At 60.3% G+C, this 17,317-nt stretch carries 17 protein-coding genes; 10 read left to right on the top strand and 7 right to left on the bottom strand.

Going from position 1 to position 17,317, the window contains the following annotated elements; all coding sequences use genetic code 11:
- Positions 1 to 33 precede the first annotated feature (33 nt).
- Positions 34 to 822 carry an SDR family oxidoreductase gene (locus IVB32_RS20315; RefSeq protein ID WP_247411100.1) on the top strand — a complete coding sequence of 263 codons (789 nt, stop codon included), beginning with the start codon at positions 34 to 36 and terminating at the stop codon, positions 820 to 822.
- On the opposite strand, the gene IVB32_RS20310 is transcribed toward IVB32_RS20315, so the two are convergent.
- Positions 819 to 1,277, bottom strand: coding sequence for a MaoC family dehydratase (locus IVB32_RS20310; RefSeq protein ID WP_247411097.1), 459 nt, complete (start codon positions 1,275 to 1,277; stop codon positions 819 to 821). The genes IVB32_RS20315 and IVB32_RS20310 overlap by 4 nt on opposite strands.
- Positions 1,278 to 1,472: 195 nt before the next feature.
- On the opposite strand from IVB32_RS20310, the gene IVB32_RS20305 reads away from it, so the two are divergent.
- Together IVB32_RS20305 and IVB32_RS20300 are read left to right on the top strand one after the other, a co-directional pair.
- Entirely contained in the window at positions 1,473 to 2,420 is a 948-nt protein-coding gene (locus IVB32_RS20305) for a LysR family transcriptional regulator (protein WP_247411095.1), read from the top strand.
- A 161-nt stretch (positions 2,421 to 2,581) separates the two neighbouring features.
- The gene (locus tag IVB32_RS20300) at positions 2,582 to 4,144 is read left to right on the top strand and encodes a fatty acid--CoA ligase (protein ID WP_247411092.1); all 1,563 of its coding nucleotides are present in this window, start codon (positions 2,582 to 2,584) and stop codon (positions 4,142 to 4,144) included.
- Positions 4,145 to 4,281: 137 nt separating this feature from the next.
- Here the strand turns inward: IVB32_RS20300 and IVB32_RS20295 are convergent, their stop codons facing one another.
- Positions 4,282 to 5,325 (bottom strand): AraC family transcriptional regulator, encoded by a 1,044-nt coding sequence (locus IVB32_RS20295; RefSeq protein WP_247411090.1) that lies wholly within the window; start codon positions 5,323 to 5,325, stop codon positions 4,282 to 4,284.
- A gap of 217 nt (positions 5,326 to 5,542) precedes the next feature.
- On the opposite strand from IVB32_RS20295, the gene IVB32_RS20290 reads away from it, so the two are divergent.
- The 7 genes from IVB32_RS20290 to IVB32_RS20260 all read left to right on the top strand — a co-directional run bounded on the left by IVB32_RS20290 (position 5,543) and on the right by IVB32_RS20260 (position 13,082).
- Complete coding sequence (locus IVB32_RS20290; RefSeq protein WP_247411087.1) at positions 5,543 to 6,310, top strand: enoyl-CoA hydratase/isomerase family protein; 768 nt, start codon at positions 5,543 to 5,545, stop codon at positions 6,308 to 6,310.
- Between the two features lie 2 nt (positions 6,311 to 6,312).
- Positions 6,313 to 7,542 (top strand): CaiB/BaiF CoA-transferase family protein, encoded by a 1,230-nt coding sequence (locus IVB32_RS20285; RefSeq protein ID WP_247411085.1) that lies wholly within the window; start codon positions 6,313 to 6,315, stop codon positions 7,540 to 7,542.
- An 85-nt stretch (positions 7,543 to 7,627) separates the two neighbouring features.
- Positions 7,628 to 7,945, top strand: coding sequence for a DUF485 domain-containing protein (locus tag IVB32_RS20280; protein ID WP_247411083.1), 318 nt, complete (start codon positions 7,628 to 7,630; stop codon positions 7,943 to 7,945).
- Entirely contained in the window at positions 7,942 to 9,624 is a 1,683-nt protein-coding gene (gene actP / locus IVB32_RS20275; protein WP_247411080.1) for a cation/acetate symporter ActP, read from the top strand. The genes IVB32_RS20280 and actP overlap by 4 nt, the downstream gene beginning before the upstream one ends.
- Positions 9,621 to 10,955, top strand: coding sequence for a fumarylacetoacetase (gene fahA / locus IVB32_RS20270; protein WP_247411078.1), 1,335 nt, complete (start codon positions 9,621 to 9,623; stop codon positions 10,953 to 10,955). Before actP ends, fahA begins: the two co-directional genes overlap by 4 nt.
- Positions 10,956 to 11,052: 97 nt before the next feature.
- Positions 11,053 to 11,214 (top strand): hypothetical protein, encoded by a 162-nt coding sequence (locus IVB32_RS20265; protein ID WP_247411076.1) that lies wholly within the window; start codon positions 11,053 to 11,055, stop codon positions 11,212 to 11,214.
- Between the two features lie 1,049 nt (positions 11,215 to 12,263).
- Positions 12,264 to 13,082, top strand: coding sequence for a metallophosphoesterase (locus IVB32_RS20260; protein WP_247411074.1), 819 nt, complete (start codon positions 12,264 to 12,266; stop codon positions 13,080 to 13,082).
- Here IVB32_RS20260 and IVB32_RS20255 read toward each other — a convergent pair.
- The 5 genes from IVB32_RS20255 to IVB32_RS20235 form a co-directional block, all read right to left on the bottom strand.
- Positions 13,027 to 13,293 (bottom strand): hypothetical protein, encoded by a 267-nt coding sequence (locus IVB32_RS20255; protein ID WP_247411071.1) that lies wholly within the window; start codon positions 13,291 to 13,293, stop codon positions 13,027 to 13,029. The genes IVB32_RS20260 and IVB32_RS20255 overlap by 56 nt on opposite strands.
- Positions 13,294 to 13,915: 622 nt before the next feature.
- Positions 13,916 to 14,149, bottom strand: coding sequence for a hypothetical protein (locus IVB32_RS20250; protein WP_247411067.1), 234 nt, complete (start codon positions 14,147 to 14,149; stop codon positions 13,916 to 13,918).
- A 177-nt stretch (positions 14,150 to 14,326) separates the two neighbouring features.
- Positions 14,327 to 15,127, bottom strand: coding sequence for a hypothetical protein (locus tag IVB32_RS20245; protein WP_247411062.1), 801 nt, complete (start codon positions 15,125 to 15,127; stop codon positions 14,327 to 14,329).
- Positions 15,128 to 15,183: 56 nt separating this feature from the next.
- Complete coding sequence (locus IVB32_RS20240) at positions 15,184 to 15,444, bottom strand: hypothetical protein (protein WP_247411058.1); 261 nt, start codon at positions 15,442 to 15,444, stop codon at positions 15,184 to 15,186.
- Positions 15,445 to 15,633: 189 nt separating this feature from the next.
- Positions 15,634 to 17,187: an ISL3 family transposase gene (locus tag IVB32_RS20235; RefSeq protein WP_247411055.1), complete on the bottom strand. Its 1,554-nt coding sequence runs from the start codon at positions 17,185 to 17,187 to the stop codon at positions 15,634 to 15,636.
- Positions 17,188 to 17,317: the final 130 nt, after the last annotated feature.

The raw sequence follows: 17,317 nt of genomic DNA, 5'->3' as shown, positions 1-17,317 counted from the left end.
GCAGAACTTCGCCAAAAGTTTGAGGATATGACTATGGGTAGCATCAAGAAGGCATTCGATCTCACCGGCAAGAACGCCCTTGTTACAGGCGGCTCCCGCGGCCTCGGACTACAAATCGCCGAGGCGCTAGGTGAGAAAGGAGCGCGGGTTGTGATTTCGTCTCGCAAGGCGCCAGACCTGGAAAAGGCTCAGGCCCATCTTGCCGGTCTCGGCATCAAGGCGGAGTGGATCGCAGCCGACAATGCCAAAGACGAAGACGTCAAGCGGCTCGCCGACGAAGCGATCGAGAAGCTCGGACGGGTGGACATTCTGGTGAACAATGCCGGCGCAACCTGGGGCGCGCCGACCGAGGATCACCCGATCGAGGCGTGGGACAAGGTGATGAACCTGAACATTCGCTCGCTGTTCTTGCTGAGCCAGCAGGTTGCGAAGCGATCGATGATTCCCAACAAATATGGCCGCATCATCAACCTCGCTTCGATCGCGGGCCTGTTCGGAAGTTCCGGGGATATGCAGATGGTCGCCTACAATACGAGCAAAGGCGCGGTGGTCAATTTCACGCGGGCGCTGGCGGGGAGTTGGGGGCGCTACGGAATCACGGCCAATGCTCTCGCGCCCGGATTCTTTCCGTCGCGGATGACGAAGGGCACCATTGAGGCTGTCGGTGTCGAAAAGCTTGCCGCCGGCGCGCCGCTGCGCCGCATCGGCGACGAGGACGATCTGAAAGGCGCCGCAGTTCTGTTCGCCAGCGACGCCGGCAAGCACATCACCGGACAGATCCTCGCCGTCGATGGCGGTCTGACTTCGGTGATCTCGGGCTAGGGGACCACCAAGGTCAGCGTCTCGGCGACCAGGGCCGGTGTTTGGCTGTTCTCGATCTCGAGGACCGCGTTGCCCTTGATCAGCAAGCGCCCGTTGTCTTTCGGTTCGACGCTGGTCATGGAAAGCTGAAGGCGAACGCGGTTGCCCGATTTTACCGGTGTCAGGAATCTGACCTTGTCGAGGCCGTAGTTCAAGACGGCAGATGCATCAACCGGCGCGAGCCCCAGGTCCATGCCCAAAGGTGCAATCAACGACAGGCTCAGGAAGCCATGGGCAATGGTGCCGCCTGCGGCACTTTCCTTGGCCGCCCGATCTGCGTCAACGTGGATCCATTGCCGATCTCCGGTGCATGCCGCGAACTGGTCGATCATGGACTGGTCGACGGTGACCCAATGGGATTTGCCGAGATCCTGGCCTATGAAATCCCTGATCGCTGCTAGTGTGACCTTAGGCATCGCTGGTGACCGCTGTTTCGAATATCGAGTATCGGCATATTCCGCCCTGCCGGGAAGAAGGCCATGACGATTTTGTTGAACGGAGATCGCAATATTGAATAACGGTCGCGCTCCGCCATGTTTTCACCCGCGCTTCGAGGCTCCGTTGGCGCCCGGCAGCCAGGAACGCAAGGCACTTGCGCGAAGGACGAGAGCGTGACCGAAGCAAACTGGGACCTGTTTCGCTTGTTTTCCGTGGTAGCGAGGACCGGAAGTGTCAATCGCGCCGCGCACGAACTGGGTATGAGCCAGCCGACGTTGAGCAGGCGTCTCAAGGAGCTGGAGCGCTATGTGGCCGCTCCCCTGTTCTTTCGCGCCTCGTCGGGCGTGAAGCTGACGCAGGAAGGCGAGGACCTGCAACGCTCGGCCGGAGATATGATGCTCGCGTTCGAGTCGTTTCAGCGCGATCTGCGTTCGCGGGTCGGGCAGCGATCATCCGTGATCAGGATATCGGCGACCGAAGGCATGACCAAGCATTGGCTTCTGCCCCGCGTGAAGGAGTTACGGCGGCGCAATAGCCGGATCTATCTGGAAATTGTCTCCACCGTGAACCAGCAGAGCGTGGCGACGAGCGACCTCGACTACGTCATCAGGATGGGAGACCCTGGCGAGAACGATCTCATTGGAAAGCGGGTCGCGGACGTTCCGATGGGGATATTCGCTTCTGAGCAGTATCTCGGCGAACGCTCCGCGCCGCGGTCATTGCCCGAGTTGAAGGATCACGACATCATCGGCCATACGGCCGATTTTGTATCGTTCCGCAATGTTCGGCCCAATCAGAGGCACCTGTTGGAGTATTTCTCGGAAGCGGCGGGCATCCGCAGCGTTGTTCGGGTCAATCCGGTGGCCAACCACTTTGCCGCAGCCGGTTGCGGGCTCGGGCTTGCACTTCTTGCTGTACCGTTCGCGAAGGCCGAGGGCCTGGTCCAGGTATTGCCGCTAGAGACTGTTACGATGAACGTATGGCTGCTCCGCAGGCGCGAGAGCGACCTGAGAAAACTGACCCGAGAAGTCCGGCGATTTCTGGAAGCAGAATTCGCCGATTCCAGGGAATGGCTCGCGGGCACCCCCCGAAATCCGAGAGCGACCAAGCGCAAGGCTTGAGGGCGTTTTAAGTGTTCCGATCGCTCCTTCAAGTACGTCGCAGCAAGATGCAAGAGCGTGCAGTGGTCATTCTGCGCTGAATAACGGTAGTTCAGAATTTAGATACGCGCGGAGCACCTCGGCGGCCATCCTGTTCCAAAAATAGCCATGGGGAGGGATGAATGACTAAATCGGAAGGCTCCTTGCCGTCAACGCCGATCCAGACGATCGCGGAAATTCCGCGACGTTACGCGGCGAGTACTCCGGACGCGATCGCACTGAGCTTCGAAGGGCGCGAGACAAGCTATCGGGCCCTGGACGAATTATCTAATCAGGTCGCCAACGGTCTGCTGGCAACAGGCGTGCGACCGGCGAGCCGCATTGCGATTCTCGACCGGAATTCGGATATCTTTTTTCAGGTGCTGCTCGGTGCGGCCAAGGTCGGCGCCGTCCTCGTGCCGATCAATGCAAGGCTCGCACCTCCCGAGATCGCTTTCGCAGTCAACGATGCCCAAACCGAAATTCTCTTCGTCGGCGAAGCGTTCGAGAAGATCATCAATCAAATCCAGGATCAACTGGACACCATTCGCCAAATAATCGTGCTGGACTCTCGTTACCTGAACTGGCGCGATGCCCAACCCCTGACTGAGGCGGGCTTGTCAGTCAGTCCGGACGACGTCTGCCTGCAGTTATACACCAGCGGCACGACCGGCTATCCGAAGGGTGTGCAGCTGTCTCATGCAAACTTTCCTCTGAAACCGATCAAGGACTGGAAGGCGTGGTCGTCTGACGATGTCATGCTGCTTGCAATGCCCTTGTTCCACATCGCGGGCGTCGGTACGGGCGTGTTCGGTCTGGTGGCTGGTCTCAAGACGATCGTGCTTCGCGAGTTCGCTCCATCGGTGGTGCTCGAAACGATTGAACGTGATCGCATTACGACCACGTTCCTCGTTCCCGCGATGGTTTTGGCGGTGCTGGCCGAACGTGACGTCGAGAAGTTTGATCTCTCCTCGCTGAGGCAGATTCTCTACGGGGCGTCCCCGATACCGCTCGAACTTCTTAGAAAGTCGCTCCGCGTGTTCAGGCATACGGGTTTTTTCCAGGTGTATGGCCTTACTGAAACCACCGGCGTCATCACCGTCCTGCGAGACGCAGACCACTCCGCTGGTGACGACGAGCTCCTGAGGTCGTGTGGCCGCGCTATCGAGGGCGTCGAACTGCGGGTCATCGATGCTTTGGGAAAATCGCTGCCGGCTCGACAGGTGGGTGAGGTCGTATGTCGCTCGTCGCAAAATATGAGGGGGTACTGGAATCGAACCGACGACACCGCGAGCACCCTCCGGAACGGCTGGCTGCATACCGGCGATGCCGGGTTCCTTGATGAAGACGGCTATCTGTATATCCTTGATCGCGTGAAGGACATGATCGTTTCCGGCGGAGAGAACGTCTATCCCGCCGAGATCGAGAGCGCCTTGTATGGGCATGCGGATATCGCCGATGTCGCCGTCATCGGTGTGCCGGACGACCGGTGGGGTGAAGCGGTCAAGGCCCTCATCGTCTTGAAGCCGGATCGTTCGCCGGATCCGGCGGGCATACTGCATTTCGCGCGAGAAAGGCTGGCGGGCTTCAAGATCCCGAAGTCGATCGACTTCCTGAACGAGCTTCCTCGCAATCCATCCGGGAAGATACTGAAGCGATTGCTGCGCGAACGCTATTGGAAAGGATATCAGCGGAGGGTCAACTGAAGCTGTGGTGCAGTCGAATTGATGACCGAAGGCCCGGCGCGAGGTCGGTCGATCGTTGTCGGTCGTCTTGAGCTCGTCGCGGGCTAACTTGTCCGGCCCGCGAGCGCGTTCTGCCAATGATCAGGTCGACACGCGATCTAAACGGCGCGGCGATAGTCAGTTGGAGAGTGACCAGTCCACTTTCGAAACGCCTTGCGAAAACTGGTCGCGTCGGCAAATCCGACGCGCTCGGCAACCTGATCGATCAACAAATGGGTGTTTTCCAGAAACTCCATTGCGACAGACTTGCGCATGTTGTCCAGAAGCTCTTGATAAGAGAGTCCCTCGTTAGCGAGACGTCGATGGAGTGTTCGCAATGACAGGCCCAGCTGTCCCGCGACTTGGTCTGCCGTCGGAAAGCGCTTGGAGCTGTTCAGACAGGCGGTTCGAATATTGCGAACGAGGTCTGTTTCGCCGGGGCGCTCGGCCATGACGACGTCGCAGAATTGTTGGCACACCTGAGCGGTGATGGGATTTGCGTTCGGGCAGGGGACATCAAGAACCCCCGCATCGAAGTGCCACTCCATGGAATCGGCATCGAAATCGATTGGGCAGTTGAACATCCGCCCATAGTTGCGCCAATGCACCGGTGCTGCGAAGGGAAAAATCATGCGTTTCGTGGGGAATGGCGCCTCAAGCACACGGCTGAACAGGGATGTCATCGAGCTGCGCCAAAATTCGGCGGTAAAGGGGAGAATATCGCCCAGTGATTGAATGCCATGGCTCCGCAATATCGCGGTGTTGTCTTCGACGCGGAAGCTGATCTGCATCACGACCGGGCCGGCCATGACTGCATGTTCGACGGAAAACTTGAGCGCTTCTCCAAAAGTTGAGCTACTGACCATGGCGTAGCCGTAGATGCCGTAGTCGCTGATGCGCTGCCGTGCGCCGGCTCTCAGACCGACATCGGAATGCTTCGCCAGCGCGCGCGCATTTCGGTAGATAGTAAGACGCTGCCGATGGGATATTCGAGCGTGCGGATCTTCGAGATGGCCTGGCTGAACTCCCGAGCGGGCAAACAGCTCTTTCACCGAAACACCTTGCGCCGCAAGTTCGGCAGCCAGTGCCCCCAACCCGAGCAAACTCTGGATGGGCGCATCAAGATCGGCCGATAGCGGACTGACGATCCTTATCACCGTCATCGATTCCTCCCCTCAAGCGTTAGCTGTTTTTCTGAAGAATGGCACAATTTGACCCGCTCCGCCATGGGGCTGATCGCCCTCTTTTTGGGTAGCTTTGTAGAAGTTGGCAGCTTCAAACATGAAGATTGGCAGGATTTGACGTTGCTGGATGGCAGCGTTGAATGACTATTGAGCAAGCCAGCGCGGTCCTTCTGGATCTGAAACAGAGAGAGCTTCCATGACGACGGTGACGCATGAAATTGACGGAGCCGTGGGCATCGTGACCCTCGCCAAGCCGCCGCACAATTTGATCGATGATACGATGATCGACGATCTGGTGGCCGCCTATTCGCGGGTGATGGACGCTGGGTGCCGGGCGATCTTGTTGCGCAGCTCGATGCGTCACTTTTGCGCGGGCGCTGAACTGAAGTCGTTCGGCACCACGACATTGATCCATGCCCATCAGGAACGTCTGGAACAAGTGCTCCAGGCACTTGAAGACGTTCCGCTTCCAACCGTTGCCGCGCTGAACGGAGGCGTGCTGGGCGGAGGCCTCGAGCTTGCGCTCACGTGCGACATGATCATCGCCGCCGACACGGCCTTCCTCGGGCAAGTCGAGGTTACTGTGGGCCTGCTACCGCTCTTGGGGGGCACCCAGCGCATCGCACAGCGCGCCGGTTCTGCTCGGGCAAAGGAGATTTCGATGCTTGGGCGCAGGCACACGCCAGAGGCTTTCGAGCGATGGGGCATTATCAATCTTGTTGTGCCCGAAGCGGACCTGGCTCTGGCATCCATGACATGGGCCCGCCAACTCGCGGCTGGACCGACCGCCGTCATCAATGGCATCAAGATGCAGGCCAATCTCGCGGCCCGCGGCGGAATCGAAGCCGCCGATTCTCGGCAGGTCGAAATCAACGACATGATCTGGAAGGCCGAAGACCGCCAGCGCGGCTTTGATGCCTTCTTTGCCACCGGACCCGCGTCCGCCGTGTTCAAGGGGAATTGAGCATGTCAGCCCCTCTGGATGGACTGCGCGTGATCGACTTCACCCGGGTGCTCGCGGGTCCTCACTGCACCAAGGCTCTGCGGGATCTGGGAGCCGACGTGACCAAGATCGAGCCACCGTCTGGCGATCTGGGCCGCATCGGCTTGCCGCATGTGGGTGACATGGGCCTTTATTACGTTCAGCAAAATGCCGGCAAGCGCAATCTGAGCCTGGACCTGAATTGGGCGGAGGCACGCGAGATTGTCGTCGACATGTGCAAGGAAGCCGACGTCATCGTCGAGAACTTCCGCCCCGGTACCTTGAAGCGCTTTGGACTAGCCTATGATGACGTGCGGGCTTTCAATCCCCGGGTCGTCTATGTCTCGCTGAGCGGTTACGGGCAATCGACGTCGTGGAAAAATCGTCCTGCGTTCGCGCCGACGGTGCAGGCGGAGACCGGCTTTACGGCGCTCGTCGAAGCGCATTTTGGCGACGCGTTATCCGAGCCGCGTAACGATGCGTGCAGCCATGCCGATGTCTATACCGGCTTGCAAGGTGTGATTGCGATTCTTGCCGCTCTCCACGACCGCCAGCGCACCGGTGAGGGACAGCACGTAGACGTGTCCATGGCGGCAACGATGCTTTCGGTTAACGAGCGGGCTGGTGCGATGTTGTCGGGCATCGATACCGACGGCGAGCCGATAGCACTGTCGGCGAACGAGTCCCACATCTTCGAGATGTCTGATGGCCGCAGGTTGACGATAGCGGCCAGCCCGATCTACTCGCCCATTTTTAGCCGGTATTGCGCGATGATGCGGCGCAACGATCTGCGGTTAGATCCGCGGTTCGCGACTGCCAAGCTTCGACGGCAGAATTTGCCCGCTCTCTTGGCCGAGGTCAGTGCCTGGCTGACGACGTTTTCCAGTCTGGAGCAGCTGCAAACCCAGATCAGCGAAGCCGGCCTTGCGGTGGGTATGATTCGCACCGTCAGCGAGTTTGCGGAGTCCGATTGGGTGAAAGAGTGGGGTGCTGTCGTCGATGTCGATGACCGGGCCGGCGGAACCGTTCGGATGCCGGGAAACCCATGGATCTTTAGCCGCTCGGCATTACCGCCTCCCGGTGTCCCCGCGTTCCAGGGCGAGCACAACGAAGAGATCCTGGCAGAGCGCAAGATCTCGCCAGCCCGCATCAAGGATCTGGAGGAACGAAAGGTTCTTCTCAGCCGCCGTAATCCTGTCGGCTCCTTTGACTGACAGCGATCCAGGTCTATCGCCGAAGAAATGAGTTAAGCGATCAAAGAATCGCGCAGCGACAATGAGAATTCTGCAGGAGGAACATATGGTGCCGCTATCGCCGGAACAGACCAATCGAATACTCGCCAATCCGTCGTTTCGCGAGCTGGCCACCGCGCGCTCGAGGCTGCGCTGGGGGCTTTCACTCATCACCCTGGTGAGCTTCTTTGGTTTCATCGGCCTGATTTCCGCGGCGTCTTCGACATTGGCCATGAACATAGCGGGCGGAAGCATTCCTCTTGGCATGGGAGTGGCTCTTGGGATGATCGCAATGGTGATCATTCTGACTGGCTACTATGTCTGGCGGTCGAACAAGCACTTCGACGGCCTCACCCAGGCTGTTCAGCGGGAGGTTCGTCAATGAACGCGCGGATTTTTCTGACGGCACTCGCAGCTTCATTTCCGTTTTCGGCTCAGGCACAGACCGGCACCGCCGCATCACATGGGCCGAATTGGATCGCTATCAGCATGTTCTTGCTGATCGTCGCCGTCACGCTGGTCATAACGTATCGGTCGGCGGGGCGAACAAAATCAAAAGCCGAGTTCTATACAGCCGGCCATGAGATTACGCCGGTGCAGAACGGCCTCGCGATCGCCGGCGATTTCCTGTCGGCGGCGGCGTTCCTGGGCATTTCAGCGCTCATCTACACGACGGGATTCGACGGCCTCATCTATGCGCTTGGCTTCCTCACGGGCTGGCCTATTGTCCTCTTTCTGATGTCCGAGCGTTTGCGCAATCTCGGGAGCTATACCTTCGCGGATGCGGCCTCGTTCAGGTTGGATCGTACTTCGGTTCGCCTGGTGGCTGCCACGGGCAGCTTGATTGTCGTTCTGTTCTACCTGATCGCGCAGATGATCGGTGCCGGCAAGGTTATTCAGCTGCTGTTTGGGTTGAACTATTTGTCTGCCATCGCAGGCGTCGGATTGCTGATGATTATCTACGTTGCTGTTGGCGGCATGCAGGCCACGACGTGGGTGCAGATCACCAAGGCGGTGTTATTGCTGGGGGGCGGTACGCTGATGGCGTTAGTCATTCTCTGGCGCTTTGATTTCAGTCTCGGGCGCATCTTTGTGGAAGCGGGCCTGGTTCATCCGAAGGGCGCGGCCATCCTTGCCCCCGGCGGCCTTTTCGCCGAACCCGTTTCCGCGATCTCACTCGGCCTTGCACTCGTATTCGGAACGGCGGGCTTGCCGCACATTCTGATGCGGTTCTTTACGGTCAAGGATTCCGCCGATGCGAGAAAGTCAGTCTTTTACGCAACGACTTGCGTTGCCTATTTTTGTCTGCTGGTTCCGCTGTTCGGCTTTGCTGCTGTCGCGATCCTGATGCCCGACGCGAGCTTTTTTAATGTCGGTTCGAGCGGTCAATTCAACAAGATCACCGATCTCATCGGCGGGCCTAACATGGCGGCCGTCCATTTGTCGGGAGCCCTCGGGGGCCCCATCTTGCTCGGCTTCATTTCGGCAGTCGCATTTGCGACCATTCTTGCCGTCGTCGCCGGTCTGACGCTCGCAGGTGCCTCCGCGATTAGCCATGACCTGTACGGTCAAGTGATTGCCCGCGGCCAGGCGCCGGAAGGACGCGAGGTCCGCATCGCGAAGCTTGCTGCAATAGCGATCGGAATTACCGCCATCGCGCTGGCTTACGCGTTTGAGAACCAGAACGTCGCCTTCATGGCGGGGCTCGCACTGGCGGTGGCAGCGAGCTGCAACTTTCCGGTCCTAGCCATGGCCATCTTTTGGCGTGGAACGACGACGCGTGGGGCCGTGGCCGGTGGGATTGTCGGTTTGATCAGTTCGATTCTGCTCGTGGTCCTCAGCAAGACGGTGTGGGTCGCCGTCTTCCATTATGCTGCGCCGATTTTTCCCTACGACAATCCCGCGCTGTTCTCGATGCCGCTGGCCTTCCTTGCCATTTGGTTCGGCTCGTTAAGCGACAAGACGGCCCGGGCGGCTGCTGAGCGATATGCGTTTGACGCTCAGTTTGTGCAGTCCGAGACCGGCATCAAGGGTACGGAGATTGTGGCGGGAGCCGCCACGTGAAGACGATCACGGACGAAACGCACGATTCGGAACGACGGAGCTTTGTAAGCACCGCGAATGATCCGCTTGGGGATTTTCCAATCCAGAATTTGCCATTTGGCATTTTTAGTCGCGGCAATGACGCCAAGAACTCCGCCGGTGTTGCGATTGGCGACCAGATTTTCGATCTTCACGCCGCATCCAGGCTGGGCTTGCTGTCAGGCGATGTCCCCGAGGAGGTGTTCGCCGAACCTTGCTTGAACGCGCTGTTTGCATTGGGGCGCGAACGCCTCAAGCAATTGCGCAAAAAAATTGGTGACGCGCTTGAAGTCGGCACCAATGGAGAAAAGATCCGCCGAAGTGCCGCGGATCTTCTCGTCCCGATGGCACAATGCGTTATGCATCGTCCGACTTCCGTACCGAATTACACCGACTTCTATGCCGGCATTCACCATGCCAAAGCGGCCGGCGCATTGCTCACCCCGGAGAACCCGCTTCCCACGAATTACAAATGGGTGCCGATAGCATATCACGGCAGAGCGTCGTCCGTGCAGGTAAGCGGAGGTTCGGTGCGCCGGCCGACCGGACAGCGGGCCCCAACGGTCGACGGAGGCTTACCTGGCTTCGGCCCCTGCGAACGATTGGATTTCGAATTGGAGATGGGGTTCTACGTCTCTGGCGGTAACCGGCTCGGAGATCCGATTACGGTCTCGCAATCTGAAGAGCATATCATCGGGTATTCGCTGCTCAATGACTGGTCGGCCCGAGACGTCCAGCGTTGGGAAATGTATCCGCTCGGCCCGTTCCTGAGCAAGAGCTTCGCGACCTCCGTGTCGCCATGGGTGGTAACGGCGGATGCTCTGGCTCCGTTTCGGGCGCCAGCGATGAAGCGCCCGGAAGGGGATCCCCGACCACTGAAATATCTGCTGGACGAATATGACCAGGAGCGTGGTGGGTTGGATATCGGCCTCAAGGTGTTTTTGTCGACGAGGACGATGAGAGCCGCAGATGCGCCGGCCACGGAGATCCTGAGATCGAACGCGTCCCATCTCTATTGGACCCCTGCGCAAATGGTCGCCCATCACACCGTCAATGGCTGCAACTTGCTGTCCGGAGATCTGATCGGCACCGGTACAATTTCAGGCCCGGCCGAGGCTGAATTGAGCAGCATGCTGGAATTGACGCGTGCTGGTGCGCGACCCATCACGCTCCCAAACGGAGAGCGCCGAGGATTCCTCCTTGACGGAGACGAAATCCGGTTTGAGGGCCGTTGCACGAGAGAAGGTTATGTTTCGATCGGGTTTGGAGCTTGTGTCGGCCGAATTGAAGGAGCGACAGAGAAGTCGTTGTAACCCGACGCATCACGCGCGACCCCAGATCCAAGAAACGGCTTTTGAACACGGTTTCTGAATGCGTATGGCCTGAACCGTAATAGAGGAGGAGGGGACAATGGAGACCTATCTCGCCATAGAATATGCGAAGAGCATTATGCCCGATCTCGAAATGGACGACGTGTATTTTGGGCAACTGATCGCTCTCGCCGTCGGATTGTTCTTGGCATGTCTGGGAAGAGTCATCTGTGTGCTAAGCCTGCCAATTTTCGCACCATGATGGTAGTTGACGGGGTCGCGGTATGCATCGCCGCGGAGGCTGCATTCGATCAGGAGTCTGTCGCGTCAGTCGATCACCGATTTCGTCACCTTCCTCAGTTCCTTTCGGCAGTGCCACAAAGCGAATGAACTCTGCATCGTGCATCGTTGCCGCCATTCCCCGCTCGCCAGCGCATGTTGGATGCGAAGAGTCAATGGTGATACCCAGCCGACAGAGACCGCGTTCGTATCCAGGCGCTTCTCCTACCACTAGGCCGGCTTGTCGACCTCGGCTCCCAGGAGGAGGAGAACGCCTCGGGGTGAGCGCGCTGCCGCTGCCAAGCTCTTAGGGCTCAGCCCTCGGCGCGACGCCGGCGTCGGTCACGCAGGGGCACCTGCACCATCAGCGCCGTGGAGGATACCGAGCACCAGCGCATCAAGCAGGTGACGCCGGAGGGCACCAAACTCTACATCGTGGCGTCGGCGTGCTGGCGGAGGTCACCAATCCCGGCACGGCGTCACAGAAGTGGACCGACTACCTCTCGGTCGGCAACGCCAAGGTCGGCATGCGCTCGCTGCAGACGTCGGTCGCAGACCCTACGTGTTCAGTTACACCAATACGCGCAGGCCGGGATGCCCCACGTCCGGCAGGGCGTAGCGCTTCGCTCGCGGCTTTGCGTGTTCGATCGCCAACGCAGTCAGCGGTTTTTTCATTAGCACCCCCTTTCTGAGCCCCACTCCAAGCCCCAACAAATACCTAGCTGTAACGGTATTTCCTGGGATGTCGTCAGCTACCAATAGAGGGTGATGTCATTGATGAGAATGAGATTTTTGACGCATGTGGGGCTTGGCGGTAGTTGCCGAAACCACAAGATGCCTGACTGTAAATCAGCCGCCTCATGGCTTCGCAGGTTCGAGTCCTGCCTCCCCCACCAAATTGGAATCGTTGGGGAAAAAGCCTCCCGAACGATTTCGTTCTAAAGCCATCCAAAGACCTGGGTCTCATCTGGGTCACGATTGTCCTGAGATCGGGCATTGCCTCTTGCCGGCGCGGGCACGATCGTACGGCTCATGAAGCTGTTCATCGCAAGCGACCTGCACGGCGAGGTCTGGCCGCACGACTACGACGTGCCGGAGGGCCTGGATTTCGACGTCGCGGTGTTCGCCGGCGACGTGGACCAAGCCCATCGGGCGGTGAGCTGGCTGACCAACCAGCGCGCGCTGTGGGGCAAGCCCGTCCTCTTCGTCGCCGGCAACCACGAATACTACGGCTCCGTCTTGCAGGACGCCGCCGCCCGGATCCGCGACGCGACGCGCGGCACCAACGTGACCTTTCTGGACGCCGAGGAAGTGCCGATCATCGACGGGGTGCGCTTCATCGGTTGCACGCTCTGGACCGACTACCGCTTCGAGGCAAGAGACCAGGCGCAAGGGATTCGCGTCGGCACGCAGCTGAACGACCACCGCCTCATCAGGACCTCGGGCGGCGCGGAATTCCCGGTGCCGTTCACGCCCGCCGAGGCCTACCGTCGACACGTCGCCGAGCGCCGATGGCTGACGGATCGCCTGGCCGAGGAGCATGAGGGGCAGACCGTGGTCGTCACGCACCATGCGCCGCATCCGCAATCGCTGCACGAGCGCTATGCCGATGACGGGGCGATCAATGCCTCGTTCATCAGCGACCTCACCGACATCATCGCCGAGCACCAGCCGTCGCTGTGGGTCCACGGTCACGTGCACGACACGCACGACTACACCGTCGGCGAGACGCGCATCGTCTGCAATCCTCGCGGTTATTCGCGGGGAGGCGACGTCTTCGAGAACTCGGCCGGCTTCATTCCGGATCTCGTGGTCGAGATCCCGGAATGGGCTCCGCGCCCCCGCCCATAGCCGGCGGCTTCACCCGCCGCCCGCGCAGGAATCCCGTCGACGCCTTGGCGTAGACGGCCGTCAGCTCGTGCTCGAGGGCGGTGTTCAGAACCAGCAACGCCCTCACGGCGGCCACCGGATCGCCGCCGCACGCCTCGATGGCCTGGCTGACGGCGGCCTCCAGTTCGGCAGCTTCGTCGACGGCTGGTTGCTGCTCGGCGGGGGCGGTCATCCAAGGATTCCTCTTGCGTGGGAGGATCGATTTTGTTCTCTATTCGTTCTCACGTCAACGAGCGGAGTTGAGCTTGGAGCGAACTTCCCCGTTTTTCACCGATCGTGGTTGCGGATCAGTCAGTTAACGCTGGGACTGAAACGGAGTTGGTGTGCTGGGGTTGAAGTGGGTTTGGCCGGCGGCTTTCTGAGCCGTTAGGACTGCCCGATCAGTCACTTGGCAGTGGGTTTGTGCTGGGTTTACGATGGCAGGACGACGTTGCGCAGACTGGCGCTTCCCAACCCCGAAGCAGCAGCGGATCGAAGAAACCGCGCGCAAGATCGCCGACGCGCAGCGGCGCCGCGCCGGCGTGACCGACGAGGATGCCTGGTGGGCGGCGATGCTGGCGGATCCCAGGGCCGAGACCCGCCGGCCGCGCGCCGATCGCACGCTGCGGAGATCAGGTCGACTGAGCTGCGGGTCGAATGCTTGAAATGCATCCGGACGGTGACGCTGACGCGCGCGGAGGCGCTGCAGCGCTACGACGGCGGATCGCTATGGAAAGAGGTCGCCCTGCGGCTCCTCGCCGACGGCTGCATGAACCGTACCGGTCGTCACGAAGAGGACGGGTGCTGGCCTGATTTCAGAGAGGTGGCAGCCCACGTGGCTGATCGATCATCGTCACCTCTCCAGTCTCGATGTCGACGACCTGTTTATATGTCCAGGGACGATCGTCGTGATCTCGGGAGGCGCGTGCGAAGTCCGCGGCTTCTTCGATTGTATCGAACGACCCGCGCATGTCGTCCCAACCACCGTCAGGATAGTAGCCGGCGAACAGGAAGACGATGTAGCGCCGAGGCTTCTTACCGATCGACATCACGAGCGCCCTCCTGCTGCTGCCTGATCGTCGCTTGCGGGCGGATCTTCCTGGTGCCAGGGCACGGCGGGTCGTCGTCAACTCCCTCGATGGCGTCGCAGTCGCGGCACACCACGCGATCGAAGCGCATGTGCCATTGGTGACGGCGGGGCTCGGCGGGCATCAGTCTCTGATCGCTTACGACAGCCACCACCGCCACCACAGCATGATGACGTAGATGACCGGCGGCCCGAGGATCGCGGCAGACCAAAAGATGCGACCGATCAGCGTAAAAATTCGACGCTTCGACGGGATCGCCTGTTTCAAGGAAGCATTCAGATCGATACCCAAAGGTCCGGCAAGCTCGTGGTTGCCGGCCTTCCAGCGCGCCACCCACCCGTCGATGCGCTGACGCACATCGATGTATTCAGGGTGAGCATCGAGCGGCAGAGAAGAATGTGAGAATTTGCGTGCGATGTCGCGTGCCTCGCTGATCGAGATGGCTGCCATCTTCAGCGGGTGGGGCATATTGCGCCAGTCGTCGTTCGCCATCTTGATGATCTCGTCGTCGGTCATCATGGCCTCCGTTTGAAACGCGGGCGCCGCCCCCATACGGAAGGCAGCGCCCGCGAGTGACCCCGACACCCCGTCGGCAGTGGACCCGAACGGTCGCTCAGTGGCGACCGCCCAAGGTGGTGGAATCGAACCACACTTCTCCCGGATCTCGGTCAGCGAGGCGGAGTCGAACCGCACCAATTCCCGATTGCGACGAATCCTCTCAGGCGTGGCGGAAAGGCGCAAAGAGAAAAATGGCGATCGATAAAATCGTGCCGACATCCCGAGCGGGAAGATCCGATGCGATCGGCGCGCCTGCAGCACGGAAACTTCCCGATCGGGAAGGTGCCAGAGACACGCCTTACGTGAAGGGAACTTGAGTTGACTTCCTTCCAGACAGGTGCGGCCGGCGGGCGTAGCCATCGCAGCGCGTGTGAGGTTCATCTGAGGTTCAACATAGAGTGCGATAGGCGAGATGGCGGCCTTAGCTTCCCATCGGATCACTCGCTCAGCCACCACCACATGCCGTCTTCGCACAGAGCCCAGCGCAGCCCGGCGTCGATCCAGAGGATCACGTCCGTCCTGATCACGCCTTCGCGGCTTTCCGGCCTACCGATGATCGCCGCCTCTGGGGGCGAGAACGAGGGCGCGAACTGCCAATCGCGGATCCTGCGCTGCCGGATCCGCATGTCGATCTCATCGGGCTTCGGCTGCCAGCCGGTCTGCAGGCGCTCCCTCAGGCGCTCCATCTCAGGGGTCATCGTCGCAACCTCAGTGTTGGTGCCGGCGGCGGCATGCGCGACCGGCCGGCGTCGGCCAAGCGGCGCCTGTAGGCGCGCTGCGCAGCGTCGCCCGCGATGGTGCCTGTGTTTCGGCATGGAATAAGGACCCCGTTTTCGGGGTGATCGGCATCCAATCGGGGCTCTGACGCAGTTTTGGTGCAACTGGGTTTATTCTGCGCCGATTAGTCTGGCTTGAAGCAGATCGATTTTGCCACGGCCGTACATTTGGCGTCTAACGAGCTTGAGGCGCGTAATCTGCCCCTCAGTCTGTCCGTTGGACCATGGCGAGGTGATCGCCGCCCGAACCGCCGCTTCATCGTTCGTTACACCGCGGGCGAACGATGCAACAAGACTGGCGCGAGCGCGCTCGATCCATGGGACGAGGCCCGCCTCGGTCTTGCGTCGGATCATCAGGTGGAATTCGGCGATGATCTCGCGTGCTTCGACCAGGGGCGGCACGCCAGCTTCTACCGCAGCGACGGTCACCGTCTCTGCCTTCGATAGCGTATCCCGTCCGACGGTCATGAGACGAGCGATCGTTCTGGCCGATGGGATCCGATGAAGGGTTTCGACATCAGTCTTTTCGGCCCGCCGTCTACGAGTCGTCCATTCGCCGACAACACGAAGGGAGCCTCGGAAGCCGCGCGCCCGTAAGCGGCGCCAAAGTTCAGCGCCGTTTCGGCAACCGGCTGCCCATTGGTCGTCGAGCCATGGCAGGTGCTGATCGAGAGAGCTCTCCCGGGTCCGGAAGACATCATGGCGTTCGCCACGGATCACCTGTCGTACCAGCTTCCTGCTGTGCCCGGTCTGGCGCACGATCTGCTTGATCGGCGTTCCGCATTTCGACAGGCCCAAGATGGTCGCGTTGGCCTCCTCGCGGCGGAGATAGCCCTCATATTGGAGACGCTCCGCCGCTGTTAGCAGCTTGGGATCGATCGTCGTCGCTCCGATTGCGCTGCGGATCTGGCGCATCGATTTTCGGACGGCATCGAGGAAGGCCCGACTGGCGTTCTCCATCAGATGCCAACGATCTGCGACCTGTACCGCGTGCGGCAGGGCCCTTGCTGCGGCTTCGCCATATCCTCCACCGCGGTCACGGGCGACGATCGTGATCGTGGGATGAGCAGCGAGCCAGGCCTGGGCGGTCGCGGGCTCACGGTCCGGCAGCAGGGTCACCACCCGGCGCCTTTCCAGGTTGCAGATGATGCTGGCGTATCGGTGATTGCGCCGCCAGGCCCAATCATCAATGCCGATAACCCTGAGCGGGTCAGCTGGCGGACGGCTGCGGCGGCGAACCACGCGAAGGAGCGTATCCTTGCTCACCGGCAGCATCAGCCGTTTTGCGAAGCCTGCCGCCGGTCGTCCGCCAAGCGCCAGACCGAGGTGATGGACAATGGAGTCCAGCCTCGCCGTGCGTCGCGCTGATGGAGCCAGCACCCCTTCGAAGCGCTCAGTAAATATTTGGCGCCCGCACAGGACGGCGTCGCAGCGGAAGCGGCGGGCGATCACCAGGAGCTGTGCGATCCGCCCCGAAAGTGGAAGATCAGTCACGCGTCGCCGATACCGGCTATGGACACGCCGGGAAACTGTTCCGCACAATGGACACAGACCAACGCTTCCAGACGCCCGGATCTCAATAACGGTCTTATCACCTTCGTAGTACGCACTCTCTACAACAAACCCACGCGGCACCAGACTGGAGCGGTGGAGTGCTTGCTGCATGGCGTTGATTCTCCTTCAATCAAAGCGCCACGCATCCCCCAAACTGCATCAAAAGTGATGGTGTGGAACGGCCCTTCGAACCGGCATCAAAAGTGCCTAACGTGGTCGCGTAGAGAGGCGCCACAAAGGA

Origin of the sequence: Bradyrhizobium sp. 23 (assembly GCF_023073295.1) — a bacterium.
Lineage (GTDB): Bacteria > Pseudomonadota > Alphaproteobacteria > Rhizobiales > Xanthobacteraceae > Bradyrhizobium > Bradyrhizobium canariense_D.
Note: the sequence above shows the minus strand (reverse complement) of the source record. Positions and strands in the feature narration are given on the sequence as shown.